Source organism: Pseudomonas sp. UBA4617 (assembly GCF_002386445.1).
GTDB lineage: Bacteria > Pseudomonadota > Gammaproteobacteria > Pseudomonadales > Pseudomonadaceae > Aquipseudomonas.
In genome coordinates, this window is record NZ_DGIR01000036.1 from 110,049 (window position 1) to 128,784 (window position 18,736).

The 18,736-nt window shown below is 62.2% G+C and carries 19 protein-coding genes and 1 pseudogene; 13 read left to right on the top strand and 7 right to left on the bottom strand.

Features of this window, described 5'->3' with window-relative positions; all coding sequences use genetic code 11:
• Positions 1-452: 452 nt before the first annotated feature.
• The 6 genes from B4L76_RS16405 (at position 453) to B4L76_RS16430 (ending at position 6,902) form a co-directional block, all read left to right on the top strand.
• Positions 453-1,589, top strand: a complete 1,137-nt coding sequence (locus B4L76_RS16405; RefSeq protein WP_296233929.1) for a branched-chain amino acid ABC transporter substrate-binding protein — start codon at positions 453-455, stop codon at positions 1,587-1,589.
• A gap of 154 nt (positions 1,590-1,743) precedes the next feature.
• Positions 1,744-2,658: an ABC transporter permease subunit gene (locus B4L76_RS16410; protein ID WP_013974411.1), complete on the top strand. Its 915-nt coding sequence runs from the start codon at positions 1,744-1,746 to the stop codon at positions 2,656-2,658.
• Between the two features lie 2 nt (positions 2,659-2,660).
• Positions 2,661-3,962 carry a high-affinity branched-chain amino acid ABC transporter permease LivM gene (gene livM / locus B4L76_RS16415; protein ID WP_296233931.1) on the top strand — a complete coding sequence of 434 codons (1,302 nt, stop codon included), beginning with the start codon at positions 2,661-2,663 and terminating at the stop codon, positions 3,960-3,962.
• A complete protein-coding gene (locus tag B4L76_RS16420) occupies positions 3,959-4,834 on the top strand; it encodes an ATP-binding cassette domain-containing protein (RefSeq protein ID WP_296233933.1) in 876 nt (291 codons plus the stop codon). The genes livM and B4L76_RS16420 overlap by 4 nt, the downstream gene beginning before the upstream one ends.
• Positions 4,831-5,547 carry an ABC transporter ATP-binding protein gene (locus B4L76_RS16425; protein ID WP_296233935.1) on the top strand — a complete coding sequence of 239 codons (717 nt, stop codon included), beginning with the start codon at positions 4,831-4,833 and terminating at the stop codon, positions 5,545-5,547. Before B4L76_RS16420 ends, B4L76_RS16425 begins: the two co-directional genes overlap by 4 nt.
• Positions 5,548-6,137: 590 nt before the next feature.
• Positions 6,138-6,902, top strand: a complete 765-nt coding sequence (locus tag B4L76_RS16430) for an SDR family oxidoreductase (RefSeq protein WP_296233937.1) — start codon at positions 6,138-6,140, stop codon at positions 6,900-6,902.
• A gap of 49 nt (positions 6,903-6,951) precedes the next feature.
• On the opposite strand, the gene B4L76_RS16435 is transcribed toward B4L76_RS16430, so the two are convergent.
• The 4 genes from B4L76_RS16435 to B4L76_RS16450 all read right to left on the bottom strand — a co-directional run bounded on the left by B4L76_RS16435 (position 6,952) and on the right by B4L76_RS16450 (position 9,770).
• Positions 6,952-7,200 carry a hypothetical protein gene (locus tag B4L76_RS16435; protein ID WP_296233939.1) on the bottom strand — a complete coding sequence of 83 codons (249 nt, stop codon included), beginning with the start codon at positions 7,198-7,200 and terminating at the stop codon, positions 6,952-6,954.
• A gap of 104 nt (positions 7,201-7,304) precedes the next feature.
• Entirely contained in the window at positions 7,305-8,405 is a 1,101-nt protein-coding gene (locus tag B4L76_RS16440) for an AGE family epimerase/isomerase (RefSeq protein WP_296233940.1), read from the bottom strand.
• Between the two features lie 113 nt (positions 8,406-8,518).
• Complete coding sequence (locus tag B4L76_RS16445; RefSeq protein WP_296233941.1) at positions 8,519-9,151, bottom strand: TetR family transcriptional regulator; 633 nt, start codon at positions 9,149-9,151, stop codon at positions 8,519-8,521.
• Positions 9,152-9,272: 121 nt separating this feature from the next.
• A complete protein-coding gene (locus B4L76_RS16450; RefSeq protein ID WP_296233943.1) occupies positions 9,273-9,770 on the bottom strand; it encodes a phage infection protein in 498 nt (165 codons plus the stop codon).
• A gap of 340 nt (positions 9,771-10,110) precedes the next feature.
• Here B4L76_RS16450 and B4L76_RS16455 point away from each other — a divergent pair, with 340 nt between their 5' ends.
• A complete protein-coding gene (locus B4L76_RS16455) occupies positions 10,111-12,177 on the top strand; it encodes an AsmA family protein (protein WP_296233944.1) in 2,067 nt (688 codons plus the stop codon).
• Between the two features lie 114 nt (positions 12,178-12,291).
• Here the strand turns inward: B4L76_RS16455 and B4L76_RS16460 are convergent, their stop codons facing one another.
• The gene (locus B4L76_RS16460; RefSeq protein ID WP_296233966.1) at positions 12,292-12,822 is read right to left on the bottom strand and encodes a ferritin-like domain-containing protein; all 531 of its coding nucleotides are present in this window, start codon (positions 12,820-12,822) and stop codon (positions 12,292-12,294) included.
• A gap of 47 nt (positions 12,823-12,869) precedes the next feature.
• The gene (gene osmE / locus B4L76_RS16465) at positions 12,870-13,211 is read right to left on the bottom strand and encodes an osmotically-inducible lipoprotein OsmE (RefSeq protein WP_296233946.1); all 342 of its coding nucleotides are present in this window, start codon (positions 13,209-13,211) and stop codon (positions 12,870-12,872) included.
• A 121-nt stretch (positions 13,212-13,332) separates the two neighbouring features.
• Between osmE and B4L76_RS16470 the strand changes: the two genes are divergently transcribed.
• The 4 genes and pseudogenes from B4L76_RS16470 to B4L76_RS16485 all read left to right on the top strand — a co-directional run bounded on the left by B4L76_RS16470 (position 13,333) and on the right by B4L76_RS16485 (position 15,853).
• The gene (locus B4L76_RS16470; RefSeq protein ID WP_296233948.1) at positions 13,333-14,223 is read left to right on the top strand and encodes an esterase/lipase family protein; all 891 of its coding nucleotides are present in this window, start codon (positions 13,333-13,335) and stop codon (positions 14,221-14,223) included.
• A 78-nt stretch (positions 14,224-14,301) separates the two neighbouring features.
• A pseudogene (locus tag B4L76_RS16475) lies at positions 14,302-14,397 on the top strand (helix-turn-helix domain-containing protein); the annotation flags it as partial.
• A gap of 90 nt (positions 14,398-14,487) precedes the next feature.
• A complete protein-coding gene (locus B4L76_RS16480; protein ID WP_296233950.1) occupies positions 14,488-14,775 on the top strand; it encodes a PsiF family protein in 288 nt (95 codons plus the stop codon).
• Between the two features lie 70 nt (positions 14,776-14,845).
• Entirely contained in the window at positions 14,846-15,853 is a 1,008-nt protein-coding gene (locus tag B4L76_RS16485) for an AI-2E family transporter (RefSeq protein WP_296233953.1), read from the top strand.
• Between the two features lie 34 nt (positions 15,854-15,887).
• Here the strand turns inward: B4L76_RS16485 and B4L76_RS16490 are convergent, their stop codons facing one another.
• Positions 15,888-17,159 (bottom strand): Hsp70 family protein, encoded by a 1,272-nt coding sequence (locus tag B4L76_RS16490; protein WP_296233955.1) that lies wholly within the window; start codon positions 17,157-17,159, stop codon positions 15,888-15,890.
• 164 nt (positions 17,160-17,323) lie between these two features.
• Between B4L76_RS16490 and cbpA the strand changes: the two genes are divergently transcribed.
• Positions 17,324-18,277, top strand: coding sequence for a curved DNA-binding protein (gene cbpA, locus B4L76_RS16495; protein WP_296233956.1), 954 nt, complete (start codon positions 17,324-17,326; stop codon positions 18,275-18,277).
• A 2-nt stretch (positions 18,278-18,279) separates the two neighbouring features.
• Positions 18,280-18,585, top strand: a complete 306-nt coding sequence (locus B4L76_RS16500; RefSeq protein ID WP_296233957.1) for a chaperone modulator CbpM — start codon at positions 18,280-18,282, stop codon at positions 18,583-18,585.
• Positions 18,586-18,736 lie beyond the last annotated feature (151 nt).

An 18,736-nucleotide genomic window follows, 5' to 3' on the forward strand; every position in this document is an offset into this window, starting at 1 on the left:
GCCTCTTTGCGGGCCCCGGTCGCTACCACAGGCACCTCATAACGGCGCTATTGAACTTGTTCACGTGCCAGCGGGCGTGCCCGCGAAGAGGCCGGAACAGCCAAAACAGCGTGTGTTTCGGTGCGCTCGCCAGCCTTGAAACGGTGCCGCCTGTAGCAGTCGCGCACCAGCAGTGTGCAGTTCGGTGACGTCCGCTGTTACAGGCCGGTTGCACGTAAACACTTGCCGGGTTGCAATGATGGCACTCGACGGTTGCTCCTTGTCTGTACGTGTGGTGGCGCCCGCAGCGCGGCAGACGGTTGCACGCTCAATAAAGAAAAGGACGCCGGTCGCCTGCAGACGCTCCTGTGGTGTGTTTTCCCGCAAGACAAAACCGATGGCACGGCCCTTGCTCGGAGCACAGGGCTGAGAAGTTGTAGTGCCAACCAAAAAAACTCTAGGAGCACCACCTCATGTCGCAGACGTTTTACAAGAAAGGTTTCCTGGCTCTGGCCGTAGCTACGGCACTGGGTGTTTCTTCGTATGTTCAGGCCGACGTCAAGATCGGTGTAGCAGGCCCGATGACCGGGGCCAACGCAGCGTTTGGCGAGCAGTACATGAAAGGTGCGCAGGCAGCGGCCGACAAGATCAACGCCGCCGGCGGCGTGAACGGCGAGAAGATCGTCCTGGTCAAGGGCGATGACGCCTGCGAACCGAAGCAGGCCGTGGCTGTGGCCAACCGTCTGGTCGACCAGGACAAGGTGATCGGCGTGGTCGGTCACTTCTGTTCCTCCAATACCATCCCGGCTTCCGAGGTATACGACGAAGCTGGCGTCATCGCCATCACCCCAGGCTCTACCAACCCGCAGGTGACCGAGCGTGGCCTTTCCGCCATGTTCCGCATGTGCGGGCGTGACGACCAGCAGGGTATCGTCGCCGGCGACTACATTGTCGACGTGCTCAAGGGCGAGAAGGTCGCGGTGCTGCACGACAAGGACACCTACGGCCAGGGCCTGGCCGACGCAACCAAGGCGCAGCTGGAGAAACGCGGTGTCAAGCCGGTGCTGTACGAAGGCCTGACCCGTGGCGAGAAAGACTTCAGCGCCGTTGTCACCAAGATCCGCTCCACCGGTGCCGACGTGGTGTACTTCGGTGGCCTGCACCCGGAAGCCGGCCCGCTGGTGCGCCAGCTGCGCGAGCAGGGCCTGAAGGACGTCAAGTTCATGTCTGACGACGGCATCGTCACCGACGAGCTGGTGTCCACCGCAGGCGGCGCGCAGTACGTCGATGGCGTGTACATGACCTTCGGTGCCGACCCGCGCCTGCTGCCGGACAGCAAGGCGGTGGTGGAGGAATTCCGCAAGAACGGCACCGAGCCTGAAGGCTACACCCTGTACGCCTACGCCTCGCTGCAGGCCCTGGCCGCTGCGTTCAACGGCGCCAAGTCGAACAAGGGCGAAGACGCTGCCGAGTGGCTCAAGGCCAACCCGGTGCAGACCGTCATGGGCGAGAAGAAGTGGGACCAGAAGGGTGACCTGACCGTGTCCGACTACGTGGTCTACCAGTGGGATGCCCAAGGCAAGTACCACCAGCTGGAAAAACAAAAATAACAATGGCCCACGGCCCGGGTTCACCCCCGGGCCCAAGCCCCGCGGTACCTGTCTTTATCCGTAGATCTGCACAGTACTGCGCTGCGAGGGCCGCCTAGTCCCAAGGCCCGCCGTGGACGGCGCTCGTGCAATCTCAATCAGGTGAGATTGCGTTATGGATGGTATTTTCCTGCAGCAACTGGTCAACGGCCTGACCCTCGGGTCGGTCTATGGCCTGATCGCCATCGGCTACACAATGGTCTATGGCATTATCGGCATGATCAACTTCGCGCACGGCGAGGTGTACATGATTTCCGCGTACCTCGCGGCAATCAGCCTGGCATTGCTGGCTTACTTCGGTATCGAGTCGTTTCCCCTGCTGATGCTGGGCACCCTGTTGTTCACCATCGTCGTCACCGGTGTGTACGGCTTCACCATCGAACGCATCGCCTACAAACCCCTGCGCAACTCCACCCGCCTGGCACCGCTGATCAGTGCCATCGGCATTTCGCTGATCCTGCAGAACTACGCGCAGATCAGCCAGGGCGCCCGCCAGCAAGGCGTGCCGACCCTGCTCGAAGGTGCCTGGCGCGTCGAAGTTGGCACCGGCTTCGTGCAGCTGACCTACACCAAGATCTTCATCCTGGTGGCCGCCTTCGTGGGCATGGGCCTGCTCACCTACGTGATCAAGTACACCAAGCTCGGCCGTATGTGCCGGGCTACCCAGCAAGACCGCAAGATGGCCTCGATCCTCGGCATCAACACTGACCGGGTGATCTCCTACGTGTTCGTCATCGGTGCGGTGATGGCCGCCCTGGCCGGCGTGCTGATCACCATGAACTACGGCACCTTCGACTTCTATGCCGGCTTCATCATCGGTATCAAAGCCTTCACCGCCGCGGTGCTCGGCGGGATCGGCTCGCTGCCTGGCGCCATGCTCGGCGGGATCATCCTGGGTATTTCCGAGTCGCTGTTCTCTGGCCTGATCAACTCCGACTACAAGGATGTGTTCAGCTTCTCGCTGCTGGTGATGATCCTTATCTTCCGCCCGCAAGGCCTGCTGGGTCGCCCGCTCGTGGCTAAGGTGTGAACATGTCCATTGCCAAAACTGCCGTTGTTCCCGAAACCAAGGGTTTCGACCTTAAACGCAGCCTGCTGGAGACCATCGTCGCCGGCCTGCTGGCACTCATCGTGTTTGGCCCGGTCGTCGGTGTGGTGCTCGATGGCTACAGCTTCAATGCCGAGCCGCGTCGCGTGGCCTGGCTGGTCGGCGGGGTAATGCTGGGGCGCTTCCTGCTCAGCCTGTACCTGCAGACCGCCGCCGGTACGCGCATGCTGCAGGGCTTCGAAAGCGGTGGCTCCGGCGTGCATGTGCGCGCGCCGAACTACGTGTCGCGGCTGCGCTACATCATTCCGGCGCTGGTAGTGATTGCCATCGTCTTCCCGATCTTCGCCAACAAGTACCTGTTGACCGTGGTCATCCTTGGCCTGATCTACGTGCTGCTCGGCCTCGGCCTGAACATCGTGGTCGGCCTGGCCGGCTTGCTCGACCTCGGCTACGTGGCGTTCTATGCCATCGGTGCCTATGGCCTGGCGCTGGGCTACCAGTACCTCGGCCTGGGCTTCTGGAGCGTGCTGCCACTGGCGGCCATCGCGGCGGCGCTGGCGGGCTGCATCCTTGGCTTCCCGGTGCTGCGGATGCATGGTGACTACCTGGCGATCGTGACCCTGGGCTTCGGTGAGATCATCCGTCTGGTACTGAACAACTGGCTGTCGTTCACCGGTGGCCCGAACGGCATGCCGGCACCGTCGCCGACCTTCTTCGGCCTGGAATTCGGCCGTCGGGCCAAGGACGGTGGTGTACCGATCCACGAGTTCTTCGGCTTCGAATACAACGCCAACCTCAAGTTCGTGTTCATCTACGCCGTGCTGTTCATGGTCGTGCTGGCGGTGCTGTACATCAAGCACCGCCTGACTCGCATGCCGGTCGGCCGGGCCTGGGAGGCGCTGCGCGAGGACGAGATCGCCTGCCGCGCAATGGGCCTCAACCACGTGTTGGTGAAACTCTCGGCGTTTACCCTGGGCGCCTCCACTGCCGGCTTGGCGGGGGTGTTCTTCGCGACCTACCAGGGCTTCGTCAACCCGTCGTCGTTCACCTTCTTCGAGTCGGCACTGATCCTTGCCATTGTCGTGCTCGGCGGCATGGGCTCGACCGTAGGCGTGGTGATTGCGGCCTTCGTCCTGACCGTGGCGCCGGAGCTGCTGCGCAGCTTCTCGGAATACCGGGTGCTGCTGTTCGGTGTGCTCATGGTGTTGATGATGATCTGGCGACCGCGTGGGCTGATCCGCATCAGCCGTACCGGTGTGACCCCGCGTAAAGGAGTGGCGCCATGAGCGACGATATCATTCTCTCGGTCGATAACCTGATGATGCAGTTCGGTGGCATCAAGGCGCTCAGCGATGTCAGCCTGAAGGTCAGGCGCAACCAGATCTTCGCCCTGATCGGCCCCAACGGCGCCGGCAAGACCACGGTGTTCAACTGCCTCACCGGCTTCTACAAGGCCAGCGGCGGGCGCATCGAGCTGAATGTACGCGGCAGCCACACCAATGTCATCCAGCTGCTCGGCGAGCGCTTCCAGGCCGCGGATTTCGCATCGCCGGCGCGCTTTGCCAACCGCCTCTACTACAAGATGTTCGGCGGTACCCACCTGGTCAACCGCGCCGGGCTGGCACGCACCTTCCAGAACATTCGGCTGTTCAAGGAAATGTCGGTGGTGGAAAACCTGCTGGTGGCCCAGCACATGTGGGTCAACCGCAATCTGCTAGCCGGGGTGCTCAACACCAAGGCCTACCGCAAGGCTGAAAGCGATGCGTTGGACCACGCGTTCTACTGGCTGGAGGTGGTCGACCTGGTCGATTGCGCCAACCGCCTGGCCGGTGAGTTGTCATATGGCCAGCAGCGCCGCCTGGAAATCGCCCGGGCCATGTGCACCCGGCCGAAAATCATCTGTCTGGACGAACCGGCGGCGGGCCTCAACCCGCAGGAAACCGAGGCCCTCAGCCGCATGATCCGGGTGCTGCGTGACGAGCACGACATCACCGTGGTGCTGATCGAGCACGACATGGGCATGGTCATGAGTATTTCCGACCATATCGTGGTGCTCGACCATGGCAACGTGATTGCCGAAGGCGCGCCGCAGGATATCCGCCATAACCCGACGGTGATCGCCGCCTACCTGGGTGCCGATGAAGAGGAACTGGTATGACTGCACCCATTCTCGAACTGAAGGACCTGGACGTCTTCTACGGGCCGATCCAGGCGCTGAAAAAGGTGTCGATGCACATCAACGAGGGCGAGACGGTCAGCCTGATCGGTGCCAACGGTGCCGGCAAGTCGACCTTGCTGATGTCGATTTTCGGCCAGCCACGGGCGGCGTCGGGGCATATCGTGTATCGCGGCACCGACATTACCCGCAAATCGTCACACTATATTGCCTCCAACGGCATCGCCCAGTCACCGGAAGGGCGCCGGGTGTTTCCTGACATGACGGTCGAGGAAAACCTGATGATGGGCACCATTCCCATCGGCGACAAGCATGCCGACGCAGACATGCAGCGCATGTACGAGCTATTTCCGCGGCTTAAGGAGCGGCGTAACCAGCGGGCCATGACCATGTCCGGGGGCGAACAGCAGATGCTGGCCATTGCCCGGGCGCTGATGAGCCGCCCGAAGTTGCTGCTGCTGGACGAGCCATCGCTGGGGCTGGCGCCGATCGTGGTCAAGCAGATCTTCTCGACCCTGCGCGAGCTGGCCCAGACCGGGATGACCATCTTCCTGGTCGAGCAGAACGCCAACCATGCGCTCAAGCTGTCGGATCGGGCCTATGTGATGGTCAACGGGCAGATTCGCATGAGCGGCACAGGGCAGGAGCTTCTGGTCAATGAGGAAGTGCGCAACGCTTATCTGGGCGGCCATTGAAGGTATCCGGGGCTGCGAAGGCAGCCCCGTTTCTGATGTGGACAACTTGTTTAACATCCTTGCCGATATACTCCACAAACCGGTCGCAAATCATTGTTTCCACAGGCTGATGTTTTCCACGGTAAATGTGGAACCGCCTGTGGAAAACATGGTGGCACTTGGCGCTGCCCCTTGAATCACGAGGGTTTCAGCAGCTTGTTCATTTCTTGATCAGTAGTCTTCGATGGAGGATTCCGGCTCTCTTGGCGAAGCCTGCATGCACGCTTAACCCCGCGAAATTCCTGTGGATAACTCTGTTGAAAACCCTTGGACAGACCGCTGTACGCGGCATGCTTGAAAGCCTTGCGCCATCACCGGACGACATCACCGGCCACACAACGCTGGAAAGGTTCTGCCCAGCAGACAAGTTGCCCCCAATCCGTGGGGAAAGCCTTGTGGATAACATGCGCATAGGTGACGCCAGGCGCTCTGCTGCAAGGGTTTGCCGCGTATGAACAAAAAATGACCAGCGGCCTCGACGACTTGCTGCCAGGGCCTGGTGCGGGCATGCTGCAAGGCTGCCGATGATAACCTACCGTGAGGAACAGAGCATGACGTCCACCGTATTCATCACTGGCGCGACTTCCGGTTTCGGCGAAGCCACGGCCCGCCGCTTCGCCGAAGCCGGCTGGAAACTGGTACTCACCGGCCGTCGCAAGGAGCGCCTTGATGCCCTGTGTGCCGAATTATCGGCCAAGACTGAAGTACATGGGCTGGTGCTCGATGTGCGGGACCGCAAGGCCATGGAGCAGGCCGTCGCCAACCTTCCGGCAGGCTTCGACAAGTTGCGAGGCCTGGTCAACAACGCCGGCCTCGCGCTGGGCGTGGATGCGGCGCAGAACTGCAGCCTGGACGACTGGGAAACCATGGTCGACACCAATATCAAGGGGCTGATGTACGCCACCCGCCTGCTGCTGCCACGGCTTATCGCCCATGGCCGCGGCGCCTCGATCCTCAACGTGGGTTCGGTGGCAGGCAACTACCCATACCCGGGCAGCAACGTGTATGGCGGTACCAAGGCGTTCGTCGGCCAGTTCTCGCTCAGCCTGCGCTGCGATCTGCGCGGCACCGGCGTGCGTGTGAGCAATATCGAGCCGGGCCTGTGCGAGAGCGAGTTCTCGCTGGTGCGCTTCGGCGGTGACCAGGCCAAGTACGACGCGACCTACGCCGGCGCCGAGCCAATCCAGCCGCAGGACATTGCCGAGACCATTTTCTGGATCCTCAACCAGCCGGCGCACATCAACATCAACAGCCTGGAGCTGATGCCGGTGAGCCAGGACTGGGCAGGGTTCTCGATCGATCGATCAAAAGGTTGAGCATAAGCCGCGAACCGGAAAGGCCCGGTTCGCGGTGCAGCTGGAGCGTTTAGTTGATATAGGACAGGTACGTCCTGTCTTCGGGGATGATGCCCAACGCTTGAAGGACATCATTGATGCCGTCATGCCGGCCGAGGTCCTCGGCCGATGCTTTGCAATTGATGATGCGGCGCAGGCTTAGCAGGTAGCTGAGTTTGCCGTGGGAGTGCTCATCATAGCGGTGGGCGCTATCGATGATCTTCTGTGCCGCTCGGTTGATCTGCTCTTCGACAAATGCCTTGAAGGCTTCTGCTTCCATTTTGGTGACTTCTGATGTTCGCGAAAGGAACACCAACATAGGAGTGGGGAGGTGCTTCCGGCAGAAGGAAACGCTCCCCCCTGGCAGATTCGTTGTATGGATAGTCAGGTGTTCGCCTGATTCAACCCTTCCAGGCAGGTAGCCAAGTGATAAGGGGTGGTCGATGGCATGTCATCCCTGCTCACCGCTCCGTCACCTCCCCGGCATTCATACCAGCCGGCGTCTCGCAGGAAGCGCGCTGAAACGGCGGCTAACTGTCCAGCTAGCTTTGCTTCACTGCCTTCACGCAATGTAAGCGCCCGCAGGTACTCGGCCTGCGCCCAGATACGCTGGGTGCCATCAAGCACTCGGCCATCCACGTCCAGCATTGCCAGCACTGCCGTATTTTTCACCCCGAATTGCTCGGCAAAGCCGAAAGCCCGGTTTATCGATGCATGCAGCGGCGTGTCACGCAGCAGCGGGGAGGTATGCAACAGATAGAACCACTCAAACTGGTGCCCCGGCTCGAACCAGTTATCCACGGCCCCGCGTGGCTTTTCCAGCATCAGGCCATGGGCCGGGTCAATGAAATGCGCTTCGAGCGCCTGACACAATTGCAGCAGCGACTGGCTGACATGTTCGTCGCCACGCACAGCCATTACTTGCAGGAACGCTTCGGCCAGGTGCATCTGCGGATTCTGCAGCGGGCCACTGCCGAGGTCGGCCCAGTCTTCGCCCAGGCAGGCTTCGTACAGGCCATCGTCACGGGCAAACTGCTGGTCGATGATGCCCAGCGCGGCATTCAATGTGGACTCCACCAGGCTTTCGCGCACTTTGCCCCAGTAGTGTGCGCAGGCGAACACGATGAAGGCGTGGGTATACAGGTCCTTGCGCCGGTCCAGCGGCTTGCCGTGGGCGTCGATGCTGTAGAACCAGCCACCGTGCTCGGCATCGTGGAAGTGTTTTTGCAACGAGCGAAACAGGGCCGCAGCACGCTCCGCGGCGCCCGGTTGCCCGATACGACTGCTGAACACATACAGCTGGCGTGCACAGGCCATGGCCCGGTAGCGCTGCACCGGCAAGGGCCGACGCTCGGCGTCCAGGGCTTCGTAGGGCAGAGCCATGTCGGCGTTCCAGCCCGGACCTTGCCACAACGGCACGATGCGTTCGGCGAAATGCTGGTTGAAGCGGGCCAGTTCGGGCAGGGTGTGGCGGGGGTTGGACATTTAGGCGCTCGTCGCTGTCGGGCAGGGCGCCATGGTAGCAGAACTGGGGTTTTCGGTAGCCAGTGCCGGCTCTTTCGCGGCGTGCCTGCGAAGCGGCCTGTGCAGGCAATCGGTCAGCCCGGGTTGCCCAACCCCTGCCAGTGCCGTGCGCCGACGAAGATGAAGCGCAACTGCTGGGTGATCTTTTCCTGCGGCGTCAGCGCCTGTGGATAACCCCGGTCCGGGCTGTCGATCAGTTCCGGCAGGGTGGCGAACACGGTCTTCACCACCAGGTCGGCCATCACCGCCAGCGCTGCGCCGTCCAGGTGCTGCCAGCGCTTCATCCGCGCAAGGTCGGTGGCCAGGTCGTCGCTGATGTCCTGGCGCAGGCGGGCAATGGCCTGGCGGACTGCCTGCGAACCGCCGTACTGCTCGCGGGCGAGGAACAGGAACTGTGCGCGGTGGGCGGCGACCACGTCGAGGAATATGCGCACCGAGGCATCGGTAATGCCGCCCAGCTCGAATTCGTTGTGGCGTACCAGGCGGATAGTCTGACGGAACGTGGCGTCGACTTCGGCCACCAGGGCCAGGCCCAAGGCGTCCATGTCGGAAAAATGCCGGTAGAAGCCGGTTGGGACGATACCCGCGGTCTTCGCCACTTCGCGCAGGCTGATACTGCCGAAACCACGGCCACTTTCCATGAGCTGGCAGGCGGCATCAAGCAGGGCCTGGCGGGTCTGTAGCTTCTGTTCGGCGCGCGGCAGCATGGTGCGAGCTTCTGTGACGGTGAGGCTGGGCACTCTAGTGAAAAAAACAAAGCCCGGTCAATGGACCGGGCCTGGAGGAGAGGAGGTGCTGCGACAGAGATTGTTCTTTTCGGTCATAGGGTCAGCTCACTCGGCTGATTGCGACCAGGCGATCGGAACCACCTTCGGCGACGCGGCCTGCACGTTCGATCAGGCGATCAGAGCCACCTTCGGCGACGCGACCAGTGCGTTCGATCAGGCGATCGGAACCACCTTCGGCGACGCGACCAGTGCGTTCGATCAGGCGATCGGAACCACCTTCGGCGACGCGGCCAGTGCGTTCGATCAGGCGATCGGAACCACCTTCGGCGACGCGGCCGGTGCGCTCGATCAGGCGATCGGAACCACCTTCGGCGACGCGGCCAGTACGTTCGATCAGGCGATCGGAACCACCTTCGGCGACGCGGCCGGTGCGCTCGATCAGGCGATCGGAACCACCTTCGGCAACCGTCTTCAGCGGCTGGGCAATCTCGGCAGCGCTGGAGCGCGATTCGGCGGTCAGGTGTTGCTCGTCGGCTGGCAAGGCAAAAGCGTTGGCAGCCAGAATGGACAAGGTCAGGGTCAGCAGGTGGCGTTTCATGATTTCGGTGCTCCTCTCGGGCGCTGGGAAGTGGGTACGGAGCCAATGCTACGCCGGGTAACGCCAGAGAGAAGTTCATACGGGTAATGGTAACAATCGACCGTATTGATAGAGACCATTAACGTCTCTAGCCTGCGCTTCCTGGCTTGAATGATGGCTTTTTGAGACTGCTGCCGGCCAGTTACACATACAGCCTGGCGCTATGAATTGCTGAACAAATGGGCAGGAAAAACTTCGCTATCATGGGCCCACCATAAAACCCCGCGGGTTTTCGTCAGTCCCAGATAGTGAATGCCCCGCTACGCCTGTTTCTGTGCCATCCCGCAAGGAGAATCACGCAATGACGCGTCCCGCCAGAATCCTCGTCTGGACCTTCACCAGCCTGCTGACCTTACTGGCGATCCTGGTGGTGATCATCGCCACCTTCGACTGGAACCGCGTCAAACCCCTGCTCAACGAGAAGGTTTCAGAAGCCCTGCAGCGGCCCTTCGCGATCAACGGCAATCTTGCCGTCGAGTGGCGCACCGAAGCGCAAGAGAGCGGCTGGCGTGCCTGGGTACCCTGGCCGCACTTCATTGCCGAGGACCTGAGCCTGGGCAACCCGGCGTGGCTCGACGAGCAGAGGATGGTCGGCCTGGAGCGCGTGACGTTCCGTCTGGCGCCGCTACCGCTGTTGTTCCGGCAGATCGAAATCCCGCGCATCGACCTGACCAGACCCACTGCCAGCCTGACCCGTCTGGCCGATGGCCGCGCCAACTGGACCTTCGACTTCGGCCCCAAGGATGAGAACGCCGAGCCTTCGAAATGGCAGCTGGATATCGGCGCCATCGGTTTCGACCAAGGCAATGTCGGTTTCGACGACCAAACCCTGAAAACCAGCATGAAGGTGCAGATCGACCCGCTGGGCAAGCCGATACCATTCAGTGACATCGTCGGCAAGGCCAGGGCCGACAAGGCTGGTGCCGCGCAGGATTACGCCTTCGGCCTCAAGGTACAGGGCCGCTACAAAGGCCAGCCGGTGGCCGGTTCGGGCAAGATCGGCGGCCTGCTGGCCCTGCAGGATGCCAGCCAGCCGTTCCCGCTGCAGGCCGATGTGCGTATCGCCGACACCCATGTGGTACTCGCCGGTACCCTGACCGACCCGCGCAACCTGGGTGCCCTCGACCTGCGCCTGCGCCTGTCCGGGGCCAGCCTGGGCAACCTCTACCCGTTGACCGGTGTGACCCTGCCGGACACCCCGGCCTACGCCACCGATGGCCACCTCAGCGCCAATTTGCACGCAGCGCAAGGGGCGACTTTCAACTATCAGGGCTTCAACGGCCAGATTGGTGACAGCGACATCCATGGTGACCTGGCCTTTGTTGCCAGCCAGCCACGGCCGAGGCTGTCGGGCAAACTGGTCTCCAACCAGTTGCTGTTCAAGGACCTGGCGCCACTGATTGGCGCCGACTCCAATGCCGAGCAGAAGGCGCGTGGCGGCGCCAGCAAGCAGCCGCAGGGCAAGGTACTGCCGGTGGAGGAGTTCCGCACCGAGCGCTGGCGTGCCATGGATGCCGACGTTTCCTTCGCCGGCAAGCGCATCGTGCACAGCGCGCAATTGCCCTTCAACGACCTGTCGGCGCACGTGATCCTGGAAGATGGCCTTCTGCGCCTGGAGCCCTTGCGGTTTGGCGTGGCGGGCGGCAACCTGGCATCGCAGATCCGCCTGGATGGCCGCAATGTGCCGTTGCAGGGGCGTGCCCGGCTGACCGCGCGGGGCTTCAAGCTCAAGCAGCTGTTTCCCGGCTTCGCGCCGATGCAGACCAGCTTTGGCGAGTTGAACGGCGATGCCGACATCACTGGCCGGGGCAACTCGGTAGCCGCATTGCTTGGTACGGCCAATGGCGACCTGCGCATGCTGGTCAACGATGGTGCCATCAGCCGTAGCCTGATGGAGATTGCCGGGTTGAACGTGGGCAACTACGTGGTTGGCAAGCTGTTCGGCGATGAAGACGTGAAGATCAATTGCGCAGCGGCCGATGTGGGTATCAAGGATGGGTTGGCGACCACGCGCCTGTTCATCTTCGACACCGAGAACGCGATCATCTACATCAACGGGACGGCCAATTTCGCCAATGAGCAGCTGGACCTGAAGATCACCCCGGAATCGAAAGGGCTACGGCTGTTCTCGCTGCGCTCGCCGTTGTACGTGCGCGGGCCGTTCGCCAAGCCGAGTGCCGGTGTGCAGGCAGTGCCGCTGGCATTGCGCGGGGCGGGAATGGTGGCGCTGGGGGTGGTGGCCGGGCCGGCGGCGGGCTTGCTGGCGCTGATTGCCCCCAGCAGTGGGGATGATCCGAACCAGTGCACACCGTTGTTGCAGCAGATGAAGGCGGGCAAGGCGCCATCTGCGGTGAAAGGCAGGCAATGAGCGGGCCGTGCTGCGGCCCATCGCCGGCAAGCCGGCTGCCACAGGTACCGCGCCGGATTCGACTTGACGCGGCACCTGCAGGGAGGGCGCTGGGCTGCCAGGCAGCCCTTGAAATTACAGCCCTTGCAGCAGATCGGACATGTCGTCCGCGTGTTCTTCTTCCTGGGCCAGGATATCCTCGAAGATTCGCCGCGTGGTCGGGTCCTTGTCGCCAATGTACTGGATGATCTCGCGGTAGCTGTCGATGGCGATGCGCTCCGCCACCAGGTCCTCCAGCACCATCTCCTTCAACGTGGCACCTGCCACGTACTGGGCATGTGAGTTCTTGCTGAGGTTGTCCGGGTTGAAGTCCGGTTCGCCGCCCAGCTGCACAATACGTTCGGCGAGCCTGTCGGCGTGTTCGGCTTCCTGGTTGGCGTGCTCCAGAAATTCCTCGGCCGCGATGCTGGCCTTCACACCGGAAGCCATGAAGTAGTGGCGTTTGTAGCGCAGGGTGCACACCAGCTCGGTCGCCAGGGCTTCGTTGAGCAGGCGGATAATGCGCTCACGGTCGGCGTGGTAGCCCTCGGTCACGGCGCCGTTCTCGACGTGCTGGCGGGCACGCTGGCGCAGGGTTTGCACATCGGTCAGTTCATTCGCAGTCATGTTCATCTCCGAAAGCATCAAGGTGGTCATGGCGTGTCCTGTGGGGGTCATGCGCCGTGGACGGCGTCGCTGTCTTCCTGGCGTTGCTTGCAGGTCTTGAAGCCTTTGGCATCGACATGGCCGGTGGCGTCGAAGCGCACGTAGTAGGGCTGCTGGTGGCCGTCGCGGTTGAGGATGTAGTCATTGCAGGTGCCGCCGTGCGGCAGGTCAGTCACGTTGGACGGGCTACCGCCAATGGCGATGACCTTCTGCATGGTCATGCCGTTTTCCACCTGCTTGACCAGCGGTTCGTCGCGATAGGTGACATAGTCCACAGGGTTTTCCGGGCGGCTGCCACAGGCGGCGAGGGTGGCGCTGGCCAGAAGAATTGCCAAGGTCTGCTTGTACATGGTCCCGCTCCTTGCAAAGGGTATGTTGGGTTTGGAACCGCAGCGGGCGCCCAGAGTTCGATTGCGCTGCTGATCACGGCCGCTGTAGTGTTGGCCGGTCGTCCAAGGAAAGGGGCTGGTCATGCCACAGCAATTGACCACGCGATACCCGTTGGTGCTGGTACCGGGCATGCTGGGGTTCGTACGAGTGGTGCTCTACCCCTACTGGTTCGGCATTTTGGCGGCACTGCGCAAGGGCGGGGCGCAGGTGTTCCCGGTGCAGGTCTCGCCGCTGCATTGCAGCGAGGTGCGCGGCGAGCAGCTGCTGGCGATCATCGAAGACATCTGCCAGCGCCACAATGCCGAAAAGGTCAACCTGATCGGCCACAGCCAAGGTGCCCTGGACGCACGCTACGCTGCCGCCAGGCGGCCCGAGCGGGTGGCGTCGGTCACCTCGGTGGCGGGGCCCAACCATGGCTCGGAGCTGGCTGACTGGTTGCAGCGCATGGCGCCGGGCGAATCGCCCCAGGGGCGCCTGCTCAAGGCCTTGCTGCATGGTATCGCCGTGCTGCTGGTATGGCTGGAAACCGGCTGGCGCCGCGACCCGCTGCCGGTGGATGTGCACGCCTCGCACCAGGCGCTGACCAGCAGCGGGGTGGCGCGTTTCAACCAGGCTTATCCACAGGGGCTGCCAGAAACCTGGGGCGGGGAAGGGGCCTATCAGGTCGATGGCGTGCGCTATTACTCCTGGTCCGGCACTTTGCAGCCTGGCCTGACCGACCGGGGACGCAACCGTTTCGATGGCAGCAATTACTTCTGCCGCCTGTTCGCGCGCAGTTTCGTCAAGGAAAAGGGCCAGAGCGATGGCATGGTCGGACGCTTCAGCTCGCACTTAGGTCAGGTGATCGGCGACGATTACCCGCTCGACCATCTGGATATCGTCAACCAGTCCCTGGGAGCCATCGGCAAGGGTGCCGAGCCGGTGCGGCTATTCATCGAGCATGCCGCCAGGCTCAAGGCGGCCGGGCTCTAGCGGTGAATCGGCGTGGGCCAGCGCGCGGCCAGCACACGCCGGCCAGGGTCAGCAAAGCACCGCACAGGTGATAGCGGGCCAGTGCAGGTGATCGGCTTCGACCTGGGCTACAGCAGCGCGTCGGCGTTCATCGCCATGTTCCAGCGCCAGGCCGGCTGTACGCCCGGGCAATAGCGTCGGCAGAGGCGAACAAAGCGTTGAGAATTGTTGGCTACACTCAGCTCGACCCCCGCGCATCGGGCGCGGAGCCAAGGAGACCACTCCATGAAAGTGCTGCAAATCCCTTTACTGGTATTGGTGGCGTTGTTCAGCGCCCAAGGCTTGGCTGCCACTACCGCGCAGCAGGAAAAAATGAAAACCTGCAACGCCGACGCCACCGCCAAGGCCCTGAAGGGCGATGAGCGCAAAGCTTTCATGAGCACTTGCCTGAAAAAGGAGGTGCCACAAACCCAGCAGGAGAAGATGAAGACCTGCAACGCCGACGCCACCAGCAAAGCTCTCAAGGGGGATGAGCGCAAGGCGTTCATGAGCGACTGCCTGAAGAAGAAATGACCTGTGCCTATGCCTGCAAGCGTAACGCTGGCAGACTGCGGGTCTTTCCGTTGTCTGCCGTTGAGGCTGTATGACCTTCACCCCCCGCCAGGTCACCCTGGCCAGCTGGATCATCGTATTTGCCGGCCTGTTGCTGGCGTTGCCCCTGAAGTTGCTGCCAAGCCTGCTGGCCGGCCTGCTGGTGTTCGAGCTGGTCAACATGCTTACCCCGCGGCTGCAGCCACTGATTGCCGGCCAACGCGCCCGCTGGCTGGCCGTGGCACTGCTTGGCACACTGGTGGTCATCACCCTGGCCTTGCTGATCGCCGGTGCCTTCAGTTTCCTGCTGCATGAAGCGGAAAACCCCGGCGCCTCGCTGGACAAGTTCATGGCCCTGGTGGAGCGTGCCCGCGGGCAGTTGCCACCTTTCATCGAAGGCTACCTTCCTGCCAGTGCGGCAGAGTTCAAGGTGGCTATCGGTGACTGGATCAAGAGCCACCTGAGCGACCTGCAGCTGGTCGGCAAGGGCATGGCGCACATGTTCGTCACCTTGCTGATAGGCATGATCCTCGGCGCCATCGTCGCTTTGCAGCGGATCCCCGACATTTCCCGACGCAAACCCCTGGCGGCGGCTCTGTTCGAGCGCCTGAGCCTGCTGGTGCAGGCGTTTCGCAACATCGTCTTCGCGCAGATCAAGATCTCGCTGCTCAACACCACCTTCACCGGCATCTTCCTGGCGGTGGTACTGCCAATGTTCGACGTGCACCTGCCGCTGACCAAGACGCTGATTGTGCTGACCTTCCTGCTCGGCCTGCTGCCGGTGATCGGTAACCTGATGTCGAATACCCTGATCACCATCGTTGGCCTGTCGCTGTCGATCTGGGTGGCGGCGGCGGCGCTGGGTTACCTGATCGTCATCCACAAGATCGAGTACTTTCTCAACGCGCGGATCGTTGGCGGGCAGATCAGCGCCAAGTCATGGGAGCTGCTGCTGGCGATGCTGGTGTTCGAGGCGGCGTTCGGCTTGCCGGGGGTGGTGGCGGGGCCGGTCTACTATGCCTACCTCAAGAGCGAGTTGAAACGGGCGGAGCTGGTCTGAGACTGCCGGGGCCGCTTTGCGGCCCCAAAAGGGATCAGGCAACGCCGTAACGTTTGCGCGCCTCGATGGCCAGCCCGCTGCCAATGCTGCCAAAGATATTGCCTTCCACATGCTGCGCATTTGGCAGCATCGCCGCCACGCTGTTGCGCAGCGCCGGGATCCCGCTGGAACCGCCGGTGAAGAACACCGTGTCGACCTGGGTCTCGCTGATACCCGCCTTGGCCAGCAAGTCGGTCACGCTGCCACGCACACGCTCGAGCAGGCCTTCGATCGCTTCTTCGAACAGGGCGCGGGTCAGTTCTGCAGTCAGTTCAGGTTCGATACGGCCAAGGTCGACGCGACGGCTCTGTTGCCCGGTCAGCTCGATCTTGCTGGCTTCCACCTCCATCGCCAGCCAGTGTCCTGCACGCTCTTCGATCAGCTTGAACAGTCGGTCGATGCCCAGCGTGTCCTCGATGTCATAGCGCATGCTGCCCAGGGCCAGCTGCGACTTCTGCGAGTACAGGGCGTTTATGGTGTGCCAGGTAGCCAGGTTGAGGTGGTAGCTGGTGGGCATCAGCGCACCGCTTTTCATGCGGCTGCCGTAGCCGAACAGCGGCATCACGCCCTGCAGGCTCAGTTGCTTGTCGAAGTCGGTACCGCCGATGTGCACGCCGCCGGTGGCGAGGATGTCGCTCTGGCGCTCGGCGACCAGGTGGCGCTCGGGCGACAGGCGGATCAGGGTAAAGTCCGAAGTACCACCGCCGATATCGACGATCAGCACCAGCTCTTCGCGGCTGATGCCCGACTCATAATCGAAGGCCGCGGCAATCGGCTCGTACTGGAACGACACGTCCTTGAAGCCGATCTTGCGTGCCACTTCGGCCAGGGTGTCCTCGGCCTCCTGATCAGCGGCCGGGTCTTCGTCGACAAAGAATACCGGGCGACCCAGCACTACCTGGTCGAACTCGCGGCCGGCAATGGCCTCGGCACGTTTCTTCAACTCGCCGATGAACATGCCGAGCAGGTCCTTGAAGGGCAGGGCGCTGCCCAGCACGCTGGTATCGTGCTTGATAAGCTTGGAACCCAGCAGGCTTTTCAGCGAGCGCATCAGGCGCCCTTCGTAGCCTTCCAGGTACTCATGCAGCGCCAGGCGGCCATAAACCGGGCGACGCTCCTCGATGTTGAAGAACACCACAGAGGGCAGGGTGATCTTGCCGTCTTCCAAAGCAATCAGCGACTCGACACCCGGACGGTGCCAGCCAACCGTGGAGTTGGAGGTGCCAAAGTCGATGCCCAAGGCGCGGGCCGGGGATACGTCAGACATGGGGAATGAGCTTCCGGAGGCAAAACGGCCGCGCAGTGTATGCCAGTTGGCTACAGAATCAAGACCGGTCGTCTGCCCTGGAGCAAACCCAAAGCGGTCTTGAAAGGCTATGCTTGACCCCTATCTTCAATGGCAACACGCACATTCACATTGGTGATCCATAAATGGACTTCAAAGACTACTACAAGATACTGGGCGTAGAACCCACGGCGGACGAGAAGGCGATCAAGGCCGCGTACCGCAAGCTGGCGCGCAAGTATCACCCCGATGTCAGCAAGGAGCGCGACGCCGAGGAGAAATTCAAGGAGGCCAACGAGGCCTACGAAGTGCTGGGCGACGCGCAAAAACGGGCCGAGTTCGACGAAATCCGCAAATACGGTGGCCAGCATGGCCGGCCGTTCCAGGCACCACCGGGCTGGGAAAGCCGGAGCGGTGGCGGTGGCTTCGAGGGCGGTGATTTTTCCGACTTCTTCAGTTCGATATTCGGTAGCCGGGGTGGCAACCCCTTTGGTGGTGCCCGGCAGCAACAGCGCAGTGCCGGCAGGCGAGGGCAGGACGTGGAGCTTGAACTGGCGGTATTCCTTGAAGAGACCCTGAACAAGGAGTCCAAGCAGATCAGCTTCCAGGTGCCGCAGACCAATGCGATGGGACAGCGCACCGGCTTCACCACCAAGACCCTGAACGTGAAGATTCCGGCCGGGGTGACCGATGGCGAGCGTATCCGCCTGAAGGGCCAGGGTGCGCCGGGCAGCGCTGGCGGGGCCAACGGCGACCTGTTCCTGACCATCCGCATGGCACCGCACCCGCTGTTCGATGTCGAAGGTCATGACTTGATCATTACCGTGCCATTGGCGCCGTGGGAGGCTGCCCTGGGGACCAAGGTGGCGGTACCGACGCTGACCGGCCAGATCAACCTGACCATCCGCCCCGACAGCCAGACCGGCCAGCGCCTGCGGGTCAAGGGCATGGGCCTGTTGAACAAGAAGGGCGAGCGCGGCGACTTGTATGCACAGCTGAAGGTGGTGATGCCCACCACCTCCGATGCCACTACCCGTGAACTGTGGACCCAGCTTTCCGAGAAGGCGGCGTTCAACCCGAGGACACAATGGAGTAAGTGACCATGAGCAGCACCCTGATCGTTCAACTGGACATGCGTACTTTGTGTCAGGAGGCCGACCTCACGGCTGACTGCGTGATCGAAATCGTCGAACACGGCATTGTCGAACCCTCCGGGCGAACGCCTGAGGACTGGTTGTTCGACGATCAGGCGCCGCTGCTGGCCAAGCGCGCGGCCAAGTTGCATGCCGAGCTGGAACTGGAGTGGGAAGGGGTGGCCCTGGCGCTGGAGCTGTTGCAGGAAGTGCAGCAATTGCGCAGCGAGAACAGCATGCTGCGCCAGCGGTTGGGTAGGTTTACCCAGTTGTAGGCACGCACACTGGCTTTTGTATAAGCAACGGTCTTGCTCAAATGTTCAAAGCGGGCGTTATTCCTGTGGGAGCGGGCTTGCCTCGCGAACACCGGCGCAGCCGGTGCCATCCTCCGCGTCGCCTGCTTCAGATCGGAAGAGCGGTTCGCAG